The sequence below is a fragment of the Microcoleus sp. CZ3-B2 genome (assembly GCF_036705055.1).
Lineage (GTDB): Bacteria > Cyanobacteriota > Cyanobacteriia > Cyanobacteriales > Microcoleaceae > Microcoleus.
The window spans coordinates 122,596-134,914 of record NZ_JAUBTN010000005.1; the positions used below are offsets into that span (position 1 = coordinate 122,596).

At 48.1% G+C, this 12,319-nt stretch carries 9 protein-coding genes, 1 tRNA gene and 1 pseudogene; 3 read left to right on the forward strand and 8 right to left on the reverse strand.

Features of this window, described 5'->3' with window-relative positions; genetic code table 11:
- Positions 1-62: 62 nt before the first annotated feature.
- Together QUA97_RS03745 and QUA97_RS03750 are read left to right on the forward strand one after the other, a co-directional pair.
- Positions 63-1,109: a M42 family metallopeptidase gene (locus QUA97_RS03745; protein ID WP_194066314.1), complete on the forward strand. Its 1,047-nt coding sequence runs from the start codon at positions 63-65 to the stop codon at positions 1,107-1,109.
- Positions 1,110-1,198: 89 nt separating this feature from the next.
- Positions 1,199-1,271 (forward strand) — tRNA-Glu (locus QUA97_RS03750).
- 249 nt (positions 1,272-1,520) lie between these two features.
- On the opposite strand, the pseudogene QUA97_RS03755 reads toward QUA97_RS03750, so the two are convergent.
- From QUA97_RS03755 to QUA97_RS03780, 6 genes and pseudogenes are all read right to left on the reverse strand, one after another.
- Positions 1,521-1,901 (reverse strand): annotated as a pseudogene (locus QUA97_RS03755) (toxin-antitoxin system TumE family protein).
- Entirely contained in the window at positions 1,898-2,224 is a 327-nt protein-coding gene (locus QUA97_RS03760; protein WP_194066315.1) for a hypothetical protein, read from the reverse strand. Before QUA97_RS03760 ends, QUA97_RS03755 begins: the two are co-directional and overlap by 4 nt.
- 144 nt (positions 2,225-2,368) lie before the next feature.
- Positions 2,369-4,048, reverse strand: coding sequence for an ABC1 kinase family protein (locus tag QUA97_RS03765; protein WP_333193140.1), 1,680 nt, complete (start codon positions 4,046-4,048; stop codon positions 2,369-2,371).
- Between the two features lie 413 nt (positions 4,049-4,461).
- Positions 4,462-6,564 (reverse strand): GAF domain-containing sensor histidine kinase, encoded by a 2,103-nt coding sequence (locus QUA97_RS03770; RefSeq protein ID WP_333193143.1) that lies wholly within the window; start codon positions 6,562-6,564, stop codon positions 4,462-4,464.
- Positions 6,536-6,763: a hypothetical protein gene (locus tag QUA97_RS03775; protein ID WP_333193146.1), complete on the reverse strand. Its 228-nt coding sequence runs from the start codon at positions 6,761-6,763 to the stop codon at positions 6,536-6,538. The genes QUA97_RS03770 and QUA97_RS03775 overlap by 29 nt, the downstream gene beginning before the upstream one ends.
- Positions 6,764-7,313: 550 nt before the next feature.
- A complete protein-coding gene (locus QUA97_RS03780) occupies positions 7,314-8,186 on the reverse strand; it encodes a hypothetical protein (RefSeq protein WP_333193149.1) in 873 nt (290 codons plus the stop codon).
- A 185-nt stretch (positions 8,187-8,371) separates the two neighbouring features.
- Between QUA97_RS03780 and QUA97_RS03785 the strand changes: the two genes are divergently transcribed.
- Positions 8,372-8,917: a LeuD/DmdB family oxidoreductase small subunit gene (locus QUA97_RS03785; protein WP_194066320.1), complete on the forward strand. Its 546-nt coding sequence runs from the start codon at positions 8,372-8,374 to the stop codon at positions 8,915-8,917.
- A 397-nt stretch (positions 8,918-9,314) separates the two neighbouring features.
- Here the strand turns inward: QUA97_RS03785 and QUA97_RS03790 are convergent, their stop codons facing one another.
- A complete protein-coding gene (locus QUA97_RS03790) occupies positions 9,315-10,721 on the reverse strand; it encodes a family 2B encapsulin nanocompartment shell protein (protein ID WP_194066321.1) in 1,407 nt (468 codons plus the stop codon).
- A 187-nt stretch (positions 10,722-10,908) separates the two neighbouring features.
- Positions 10,909-12,318 (reverse strand): family 2B encapsulin nanocompartment shell protein, encoded by a 1,410-nt coding sequence (locus QUA97_RS03795; RefSeq protein WP_333193156.1) that lies wholly within the window; start codon positions 12,316-12,318, stop codon positions 10,909-10,911.
- Position 12,319: the final 1 nt, after the last annotated feature.

The following is a 12,319-nucleotide window of genomic DNA, read 5'->3' on the forward strand; positions in this document are numbered from 1 at the left end:
CTCTCAGGAGTAAATCTGCTTTAATGTATGTCAAAATGCGATTCCAAACGCGGGAATAAAAAATGTTAGAGTTCGATCGCCTGTTTCAAACAATCGAAGAATTAGTCATGCTGCACTCGCCCAGCGGTGTAGAGTCGGAAATTAACCAGCGGTTGATGGAAAAATTCGCCGCTTTGGGTGTGAATGCTTGGATCGATCGCGCGGACAATGCGATCGCCCTAATTCCTGGCCGCAATCCCGAAAGGTCGATCGCCATTACGGCCCACAAAGACGAAATTGGGGCGATCGTCAAAACCATAGGCGATCGCGGCCGCGTGGAAGTCCGCAGATTGGGCGGCACGTTTCCGTGGGTTTACGGCGAAGGCGTTGTCGATTTGTTGGGCGACAAGCAAACAATTAGCGGCATTCTCAGCTTCGGAAGCCGCCACGTTTCTCACGAATCTCCCCAAAAAGCTCAGCAGGAAGATGTTTCTCTCAAGTGGGAAAATGCCTGGATTGAAACCAAGTGTACCAGGGAGGAATTAGCCGAGGCGGGCATTCGGCCTGGAACGCGGATGGTGGTGGGAAAGCACCGCAAGCGCCCGCTGCGGTTGAAGGATTGGATAGCGAGCTACACCCTGGACAACAAGGCTTCTGTGGCGATTTTGCTGGCTCTGGCCCAATGTTTGCAAGAGCCTGCGGTGAATGTTTATCTGGTGGCTTCGGCGAAGGAGGAGGTTGGGGCGATCGGGGCTTTGTATTTTTCGCAGCGCCAGCCGTTGGACGCGCTGATTGCTTTGGAAATTTGCCCTCTAGCGCCAGAATACCCGATCGACGATGGCGAAAAGCCGGTTTTGCTGGTTCAGGACGGCTACGGAGTTTACGATGAAGGATTGAACGCCCAATTGCGCGCAGCCGCCGCCGCAGCCGATGTGGAGGTGCAGTTGGCGGTAATTAGCGGTTTTGGGAGCGATGCTTCGATCGCCATGAAGTTCGGCCATGTAGCCCGCGCGGCTTGTTTGGCTTTCCCGACGCAGAACACCCACGGGTTTGAAATTGCTCACTTGGGGGCGATCGGCAACTGCGCCAGCATCCTCAAAGCTTACTGCGAGCAGCTTTCGGACGACTAGAAAAAAAACTTTCACAAAGTAGTTGACAGATTGGGAAAAATTAGTTAAGGTAATAAAGGTGCGGAACACAAGCAAACGCAGCGAAACGCGCCCCCATCGTCTAGAGGCCTAGGACACATCCCTTTCACGGATGCGACGGGGATTCGAATTCCCCTGGGGGTATTAAAAATCTAACTCTGATATCAAATTGATATCTAGCAACTGGTAAAGGCAAAAACCCGAACCCACACGCTAGGTATCATTTTTGCATTTGGGGTGGGTGAGAAACTTAGTTTTTGATTAAGGGTAAGCTGTTGCTCATATAGATTGTGTATGGCGATTGAGGGGGAGAGGGTCCGATGGGGATCGGGGGAGAGAATTTGACGATTTTTGATTGTCATCAAAATATACAATGTTTATTTGCACAACAGCTTACAAATCTTGTTCTATTAAATCAATCAATTCAAGAATATTTATTGAACAGCTAGGTTCAACATTTGACTCTTCGCCAATATGAACATGATGGGGAAAATTGGGTAAGTTCGGGAAATGTTCGACATTATCCCACCGCTTCCGTAAAGTTTACTGAGTTTCATCCATCCACTGATATCGATAACTTTCGCTAATGCAACGATTATCGAGAACGGTAAAAAATTCTACAACTTCTAAAAAATCGCCATTTCTGAGGGTTAACCGATCGCGAAAATAGCCGCTTTCGAGCAAGGTTCGTTCTTTAACAATCGCCACAGTTATGACTGCAGGGCTTGCCAGCAATTTAGCTTTGATTTCTGTGAGATACTGGGCTGATATCATGCTTGGGAGTTAGAGAGCAGAATCTGCAAGCGTTCTCGCACAGAACACGACATTTGATAGAAAGAACTCCACTCGATAAAATCGATATCATCTCCTAATTCTCCAGCCCGAAATTTTTGGTTAAACTCAGGGGATGGCATTTGATACTGAGTTTCAAATTGCTGTAAATCAGTTTCTAGTTCTGCGGCTTGTTGTTTAGCAACGGCAATTTCGTGGGCGATGATTTTTGAGAGTGAAAGTTCTACAACTTCGCTGACTTCGCCTCGGTTATAGAGTTTTTCTAAAATTTTGAGCTGTTCTAGAATTTGATTTTTGGTGGCCATTGCCTAGTGGTGGATAATTTGGCTTGAATTTAGTTTAACTTAATTTTATTTGAATCTGGAAAGGGCGATCGCACGCTCCATCGGAAAACTATTTTTTTGAGACTAGCGGAAACCCTATTCCCAATTCCCAATTCCCCAGCATATTTATTTTTCAGCGATTTGATCGAGCTTTTCCTTCACCAACAAATTTAATAAAAAGCGCAGCGCAAATAAGCCGCCGCATCCCGCAACAGCAAAAGCCACGATCGCCCCCGTTTGATATCCGCCCACCAGCAGCACCGCACCCGACAGCACCGCAAAACCAGTCACACAGGCAAAAATTAGAGTTTTCAGAGCTAGGTTGATGCGTTTGAGGGCGCGATCGCTCGAACTATTTCGCACTCTAATTTGCAATTCGCCATCTTCGATTCGCTGCTCCAAACGCTTGAGGAAAACTTGCGATTTGCTCGGGCTTTGCAATTTGTAGGTGATAAAAGCTCGGGCTTGTCTGGCTAATTCTGCGATCGCACTTCCCCGGCCCTTACTCACAGCAATACTCTTGACAAAAGGCTGAGCGGATGCTAGGAAATTGTAGTCAGGGTCAAGAGTTCTAGCAATGCCGTCGAGAGTTGTCAGAGACTTGACAATAAACATCATTTCTGCAGGCAAGCGAAACGGTTGCTGCTCGAACATAATGTAAAGTTCGTTCTTAATTTCATTAAAAGCTTGAAAGTCGATCGGCTTATCAATAAACTTATCCAACAAAAAAGTAATCAGCCTCCGCACCGGCATCATATCCGGCATCGGCTCAACTAAGCCGATCGTCATTAAAGTATTGAGTACCTCATCAGTATCTTTTCTGAGCACCGCAAAAAAAGTATTGACCATTTGGTCTTTAGCCAGAGACTTCACCTCAGCCATCATCCCAAAATCGTAAAAAATCAACCTACCATCTTCTGTCACCGCCAAATTGCCCGGATGCGGGTCAGCTTGAAAAAAGCCGTCAATTAATAATTGCTTCAAGTAACAGCAAATCCCCACTTGATTGAGCTTAGCAATATCTACTCCCATCGCTTCTAAACTCAGGCGATCGTCCACCTTAATGCCGGGTGCGTATTCTACAGTCAGAATTTTTTTAGTAGTATATTGCCAGTAGACTTTAGGAACAATAATCTGAGGATATTCTTGAAAATTATGGCTGAAGCGATCGGAATTTTTACCTTCTTGCACGTAGTCAATTTCTTGATATAAAATCTTAAAAAACTCGTGATAAATAGATTCCAAATCGTACTTGCGCGTCGCCGGAAAATAGCGATCGCAAAAACGCATCACTTGGCGCACCGCCTTCACATCTAAATCGAATAAACTTTCTAAACCCGGACGCTGCACCTTGACAACCACATCTTCCCCGGTGTGCAGCCTCGCCTTGTGCACCTGTCCCAGACTCGCCGCAGCAATGGGAAACGGGTCAAAATCGCGGTACAAAGCATAAATATCTTTGCCTAATTCTGATTCTACAAGGGCGATCGCCTCTTCGGAACTAAATTCAGGAACCCGATCCTGCAACTGTTCGAGTTCCTTGACATACTCCAGCGGCAGCAAATCTGCCCTCGTCGAGAGAGACTGGCCGATTTTGATAAAGGTGGGGCCCAAATCCAGCAAAGTATTGACCAACCAATGGGCGCGAATTCTTCTAGTTTGAGGAGAATTATTTTGCAGCAGTCCATCCCACCACAAAAAAAACATAAACTTTGCCGCCGCAGCAAAAACGTCTATTTGTCGTGCCAGGGGCGAATATTTAGAACGCTGCCAACGCAGGAGTTTTGGTGCAGCTTTTGTTAGCATAATATTCAGGTTCTAGTTCCATGCAGCGCGATAATTTTTTAGGGCTATTATATAGCATAGAAACCTGCTTCGACGTACAAAAAGACGCGTTGCAGGCTTTTGAAAAATTTTAAAAACCCGGTTTATGCGGTCAAAAATGGATGATAAACTAAGGAACTAAAATTTAATAATTTAAACACCTCCTCCAGTCCTCTATCTCCTATAGAACCTGTTTAAGAGCGGACTTAATTCCGCAGGCGCGAACCTGTTTAAGAGCGGACTTAATTCCGCAGGCGCGAACCTGCTATTGAGACAGGAAACCTGACAAACAATTTTAAAAGCAGGATTTACTAGGTTTGCGAGATTTTCCAATCTCCGAATCAAGGCAAGTCTTCGCCTGTTTGTTGCCAATTAAGCGTTGCTTTTCTACCTAACTATTCTTCTAGTTGACAGAGCTCCGCTGGAGATTTTAGCAGAGTCAGAGTAAAAGATGTGCGCCACAAGTCGCCAGCTTCAGAACTTTCTGCAGGAGAGCTAGACACCTCGATCGTACCATTCAAGTGCTCTACTAAACACTTTACCAGCGCTAGACCCAAACCCGTACCCGCGATCGCTTGGTCAGTAATGCCAGTCCCGCGGCGGAATTTGTCAAAGATGTGGGGTAAATCAGCAGCAGAAATGCCGCGCCCGAAATTAGAGAGGCTCAAGACAATGCAGTCACCAGCCTCAGATGCCTCCAAAATCACCGCACTTCCAGCAGCCGAGTATTTGCCAGCATTCGTCAGCAGTTCCAGCAGCACCCGCTTGAGACTGTCCGGGTCGGTTTGCAGCGAAGGGGAAGACTTCGGCAAATTTACCTTCAGAGTCAATCCCCTATCCGCCCAATTTTTTTCAAAATCCCCAGCTAAATCTTGAATTAAATGCTTGAGATCGATTTCGATCGGAGCAATAGGGACTTGCTGCGGTTCAAACTGCTTGAGAGCCAGCAAATCGTTAACCAGAGCGGTTTGCTTAGAACACTGTTGCTCTAGAATGTCGAGATACTTAGCCCGACTTGCTAAGGGCTGTTCGGCTTGTTTGAGCATCAGAATCGCCAGCTTCATGATGGTTAAAGGGGTACGCAACTCGTGACTCATTGTACTGAGAAACTCGTCTTTCATCAGTTTCAATTTGCGTAGTTGCTCTCGTTGATTGGCAGATTTTGCGTACAGTTTTTCCTGCACCTCGAGACTTTGTTGCAACTGAGCGGTTCTATCTTCGACTAGGGTTTGCGCTTGCTTGAGTTTCTGATTTTGGATAATCGCCTTGCTGACTCGGAAGCAGACTGATTCGAGCACTTCCAATTCTTCAGGACTCCAAGGGCGGGGCTCGGAGTGCTGCAACACCAAGAACCCCAAGACGGTTTGCTCTTTGTTGGTGTCGGTGAGGGGAACTAGCAATAGGGCGCGAATGTCTTGGAGTTTCAAGATTTCTGCGAGTTTCTCTGGTTCGTTGCCGATTAATTCGCTGGCGTCAGCGAGGGTGAGGGGTTTGGGTGCGGTGTGGAATGCTCGATCGCACAAATTAGATTCCGACAGCCAAAAAGCGGGAGAATTCTTTGATTTTGAATCGGAGATTTGAGATGTGAAATTAGCTGTTTTTTCTAAATTTTTTGTTTTCCCACTCGCACTTTGTTTGTGGATCTTATTTGATTTTATTGTTTGTTTATTGGCACTTTTTTTAACAGCGAATTCGCAAACCAATTCGACTTTTGCTTTGGGCGTTTGAGTCAGGGAAGATGTTTCTAAGAGGGAATCTGTATATTTCAACAGCAGGATTTGACCTCTATCTACTTGCAGGGTATCGACGGTACGTTCAATAACTCGCTGCAAAATTAGATCTACTTCTGAACTCGTCTCCATCGCTGCGGCCACAGACTTGAGAAGATTTTTGTATTGAGCTTGTTGCTGTAACTGTTGTTTTAAAATGGCAATTTCTTGATTTTTTTGAATGTGACAAATCGCGATGCCGATCGCGTCTGATACTGCTTCTAGGCGCTTTTTGTCGGCGGCCGACCACTCGTGAGGTTGCGACTTACCAACAACTATTATCCCATTTACAGCTCCTCCAAATCGTGCTGGGCCTGCCAAAATTGCCCTCCCAGACAGCGGTGTCGCGGAGGAATTGGGCGATGAAGCTGCTGCAGTATCGAGATAGTCTGATATCGCCACTATCTCGCCCTCTGCTAGGACTTTGGCCAGGAGTGGATGGTCGAGTGATATGTTGGGCGATTCTAATTTGGTGGTTTGGGACTGTTCCGCTGTTTGAGTTGAATCCGCTGCGACAGGGGCAGGATTTGGGCGATCGCTCTTATTTTCCCAGCAAGCATTGGGATTTATTAGTTTCTGGTTAGCTACAGCAGCAACCAAACAGAAATCTACCCCCCATGCAGCCCCCAAAGTATTTGCTATTTGCAGGAGGATTTCTCGATCGATGCTGGTAGCGAGAATTTGGTAAAATTGCGGCCCATTAAGGGCGGGATCGACCTGATACTGCATAAGACGATCCAGAAATTTTGGGACTGATACTGGTTCTGTGATTTGTGGTAGATGCAAAGTGCAAGACTGGCGATCGGTCGATCGGTCGATCGATCTGAATAACGTCTTGATTTCCCTGGCGATCGATCATGGCAAATAAGCCTTTATTTTTAAATAGTGTTTGAGCTGGCTCGCGCTGCAAATAGAACCTATCAATCACAGTCAGCTTAACTGTTATGAGCCTGCTTTCTGTGTTTGTGTAGCTTGCGGGCGGGTCATTGTCTGTAGGAAAATATACCTCAAGCGGATCGAGTTTTATTTTGCTGTTTTCTACCCTTTACCCGATCGGGATAAATCCCATCCCACTAATTTTCATGCCCCCAAAAACGGGTACTTACTTTCCGACACTTTTGTCATGGAAATCCCAAGATTTTAGAGTCTTGTTCTGGTTCCTAGATTGAATGCTGAAAGTAAATCTTCAATACGAAAATCGACTGACCGTTATTATTATCAAGCTTTTCTAGAGACCGCTTGGTGACACTCCTCTGCTGAGTCTGTGATGTTTCCTATTTAAGTTTGTGATCCTAGCAAAATTTTATTGTGATACAAATCAGCCCATCAAGTGATGGCGATCGCAAAAATTAAAAAATCCCCAAATCCTCACTCGCGGTCTGGCTGATGGTTACGAAGTTTTTGCTCAAAAAAACATTTTTCACTGCTTCTAGAGACACTGAGATAGCTCTCTTGTTAAGTTTATGCAACCTTCCTGCTTACTTATTTTCTGCTTCCTGTTGGGCGTTATCGCTATTTTGGCGGTAAACAGCCCTCCGGTTGACAGCAGTCGTGTAGCGGGGATGATTTGGAGGCACGGCGGCCATCAAATCCGAAGCTTGCTGCCACTTAGCAGCTACCATTAACCAATCCTGGCGAGATTGAGCATTTTTGCCCTCGGTGGCTGCTTGCTCGGCCGTTCGCACAGCTTGTGCAAAAGAGTCCACAGCAGAATTAGCAGTCTGCGGAGAAATTTTCTTTTCTGGTGTTGCTGGACTTGGAGTAGCAACGGCTTGGGTGGTGGCTGCGGTGCTGTTTGGCACTTGGGAATTGAGCCCTTTGTAGATGGCGGCGATCGCAGCGAGCAACAGCACGGTCAAGCCGACACCTGCGACGAGACCGCGCGGTAATTTTCGCGGTTCCTGCATCGAGCGAAGTGGAGCAATTCTCGGCAAAGCCCGCTTGCCCCCTCGATCCTGGCGTTCGTGATGGGCGGCGGCCAAACGCTTGAAGAAATTCGGCTTTCTGAGTTTAATTTGTTGAGACCACAGCAGTTGATTTTCGGGATCGCGGCTAATTTCTTCGAGCCACAGCAGTTGGTGTTCTCGGACAAGCCTGCTGTTGATGTTGACTCGGCGAATATTGCGGGGATCTAAGCCCTCCAAAATTTCTCGGACTCGATCGACCAAACTAGACTGTTCTAGCAGTTGGGGTGTGGCAGCTTCGCACAGCAGTTGCAGCACACCTTCGGCAAAAACGGCTCTAGCCCTGACTCCTACCTGTGCGAGCTGGTCGTTAAGGATTTGAATAATCGCTGCCACGGATCCCAGGCGAGCTTGTCGAGCAATATCATCTATTTGTTGATTCACCATAAAACTTCTTGACGCTTAGCAGTCTGTATATTTATCAATCCAAAGTCTCGGATCTAATTTTTACTTCTACAGGTTATCACTGGCGCTGCCAGGTTAAAATGAACTGGTGCAAATTTTGCATACCGATCGCACTTAAAACTATCAACACAGCCGAAGAGCTCGCGCCAAAAGGAAATAAATAAACTATGGGTAAAGTAATTAGCGGTAAAATTTTTGTTTTAGACGACAACATCGATACAGATCAAATTATTCCTGCCGAATATCTGACCCTGGTGCCCTCGAAGCCCGACGAGTACGAGAAACTCGGCAGTTATGCGATGATTGGGTTGCCCGATCGCTACGGCAAGTTTATCGAAGCAGGCGAAATCAAAACCCAGTATCCGATTATAATTGCCGGCGAAAATTTTGGCTGCGGTTCTTCGCGGGAGCACGCTCCGATCGCTCTGGGGGCCGCGGGCGTCACAGCAGTGGTGGCTTTGTCTTACGCGCGGATTTTCTTTCGCAATTGCTCGGCTACTGGCGAATTGTACCCGATCGAATCGGTCGATCGACTTTGCGATGTATTTTTAACTGGCCAAGAAGTGACGATCGACTTTGCGGCAGAGCAAATTATCAACCACACTCTCGATCGAACTTTCTCGCTCAAACCTTTAGGAGAAGTAGGCCCGGTAATTGATGCCGGAGGGTTGTTTGACTACGCGCGCCAAACGGGAATGATTGCTGCTCGGTAAAGACTGCAAAGAAACCCGATAGCAACCACAGGGATTGCCTACAAAAACCGGGTTTCTTGATTTTGTTTGTATTGATGTCGGCCTACTTTTATTTTGAAATTTGGTAGTGCCTAACAAGTAGAAAACTTATGCAACTGGCACAATTCTATTGACTTGTAGAGTGCTCTACTACTTTCGTTATAATAGGGCGACTATCGAAAGTTTGGGATAGTAGAGCACCTTACTACTTGTTACACTTCCGTAAGTCCTAAAGTAATAATATCTCCTAGAGTTTTGTGGGAACTCTGGCGTTGCTGAGTGAAGGTTTTCTTGGCTAGCGATCGGGATTTAGGGCAAGCAATCGAGGTCTCGGATCGGACAATTTTTCCCACAGAACCTGCTCAATAGCTGTACCCTCCTAGCGCCCGATTTCAACATCTTCAAGGATACCGAGGGCGTCGGGAACAAGGACAGCAACGGAATAGTAGGCGCTGACCAGGTAAGAAATAATAGCCTTTTCCTCGATGCCCATCAATCGGACAGACAGGCCAGGTTGGTATTCGTCGGCGATACCCGTTTGGTGCAAACCAATCACGCCCTGGTCTTCCTCACCAGTCCGCAACACCAAGATAGAACTGGTCTGGTTCTTGGTAATTGGGATCTTGTTACAGGGAAGAATGGGTGTATTGCGCCAAGTGATTACCTTGCTCCCATCCATGTCAATGCTGTCTGGGTAGATGCCTCGGCGGTTGCACTCCCGACTGAAGGCGGCAATTGTTCGGGGATGAGCTAGGAAGAACTTCGACTTCCTCCGACGAGTAATCAATTCATCAAGATCGTCGGGGGTGGGAGGACCGCTGCGGGTGTAGATACGCTGTTTCAGGTCAGCATTGTGCAGCAACCCGAATTCCCGGTTGTTGATCAACTCGTGTTCTTGACGTTCCCGCAATGCCTCCACGGTCAGCCGCAGTTGTTGTTCCGTCTGATTCATCGGTTCGTTGTACAGATCCGCGACGCGAGTATTCACCCGCAAGACAGTTTGGGCAACGCTCAATTGATATTCGCGGGGTGAGAGTTCGTAATCAACGAAAGTCCCTGGCAACGGGGTTTCGGCAAGATGACCGGCAGACAGCGCGATCGAAGCTTCGCCCTGCTTGTTTTGCGGTTGTTCGGCACGAGTCCTAAACTGTTCAACCTGAGCCTGCAACGCGCCCGACTGGTTGAGCAGTTCCCGAAACGCCTGTTGTGGTAGCGCCAATACCGTGCATCGGGTCACAGCCTTGATTGTAAACTTCCAAGTGCTTTCTGACTCCACCAACACATGATCGCCAAAATGATCGCCATCTGCCAGCATATCCAGCAAAGGCTCCTCGCCATACTTGCCAACAACCATCTTGTTGACCTTGCCATGAGCGATCGAGAAAAGCCGATCGGCCGGCTGACCTAACTGCACGATGATGTCACCAGGTGCGAACTCCTCTTGCACAAACCGACCTGCTAACGCACTCAACACCGCGATGTCGTCAAACCCTCGCAGCAAGGGCAACTCACACAGTTCTTGGGGAATCACCTGCACCCTCGCTCCGGTGTTGGTGAAAGTCAACCGCCCATCACCCACCGTATAGGTCAAGCGACGGTTCACCCGATAGGTGCCACCCTTCGTCTGTACCCACGGCAACATCTTCAACAACCACCGCGATGTAATTTCCTGCATCTGCGGTGCAGATTTGGTCGTCGTCGCCAAATTTCGGGCTGCTGCCGTACCCAAACTCAGTTGAGGTTGTTGACCCTCAACATCCAAATCCGAATCATTAGAATACGTCATTACCTCATCCTCTAGTTACTAACAAAAATGCAAGGACTTACGCAAATTCTGCCATTAACCGCTATCTAGTAGGATGACATTTGCGTAAGTCCTGAGTGCCTAATCCAATAGATAAGAAGTTAAGGCGATAACCCTTTTGCCAATTGCTCATTGACACAAGTTATTTCCCTTAATCTCTCACAAATATTTAGCGCCCGATTTCGACATCTTCGAGGATGCCGAGTGCGTCAGGTACTAGGACGGCTGCCGAGTAGTAAGCAGTGACCAGGTAGGAGATGATAGCTTTTTCGCTGATACCCATGAAGCGGACAGAGAGGCTGGGTTGGTATTCGTCGGGGATACCCGTTTGATGTAAGCCGATCACCCCTTGTTTTTCCATACCAGTGCGGAGCAAGAGGATAGAACTGGTGCGGGCCTTGGTGATGGGGATCTTGTTGCAGGGGAATATGGGTACGCCGCGCCAAGCCGTCACTTGAGCGCCGTTCATATCTATGCTGCTTGGATAGATACCCAAGCTGTTACACTCGCGACCGAAGGCTGCGATCGTGCGGGGGTGAGCTAGGAAGAACGATGGCTCCTTCCATACCGTTGCTAGCAGTTCGTCGAGGTCGTCGGGGGTGGGTGTGCCACCACGGCTGTAAATGCGCTGTTTGAGGTCAGCGTTGTGCAGTAACCCAAAATCTGGGTTGTTGATCAACTCGTACTCTTGACGTTCCCGCAATGCTTCGACGGTCAGCCGCAATTGTTGCTCGGTCTGATTCATCGGTTCATTGTAGAGATCGGCTACCCTGGTACTGATCCGCAACACGGTTTGGGCGATGCTCAATTCATATTCCCGGGGTGCAAGGTCGTAATCGACGAAGGTTCCCGGCAACTCGGTCTCCGCGAGATGTCCCGCTGCCAGGTCGATGCAGGCTTCACCGTGCATGTTCTGCGGCTGTTCCAAGCTGGCTCTGAACTCCTCAACATGAGTTCGCAACGCTTCCGACTGGTCGAGCAACTGCTCAAACGCCTGTTGGGGTAGCGACAACACTATGGTTCTGGTAATCGCCTTGAGGGTGTACTGCCAAGTGTCCTCGGACTGCACCACAGTTTCATCGCCGAAATGGTCGCCGTCGGCGAGCACATCCAATACGATTTGCTCGTCATACTTGCCAACACCAATCTTGTTCACCTTGCCATGAGCAATCAGGATCACGCGATCGGCCGGCTGCCCAATCTCGACGATCACGTCGTCTGGGGCGTACTCCCGCTGCACAAACTGATTTGCCAACGCAGTCAACACATCAAGGTTGTCAAACCCTCGCAGCAAGGGCAACTCAGTAAGTTCGTGGGGAATCACCCGCACTTCGGCTCCGGTGTTGGTGAAAGTAACTCGCCCATCACCGACGGTATAACTCAACCGACGGTTGACTCGAAACACGCCACCCTTCGTCTGCACCCACGGCAATAGCTTCAACAACCACCGCGATGTAATTTCCTGCATCTGCGGTGCAGATTTGGTCGTCGTCGCCAAATTTTTGGCAGCGGCTGTACCCAAACTCAGTTGGGGCTGTTGACCCTCAACATCCGCACCCGAATCATTAGAATATGTCACA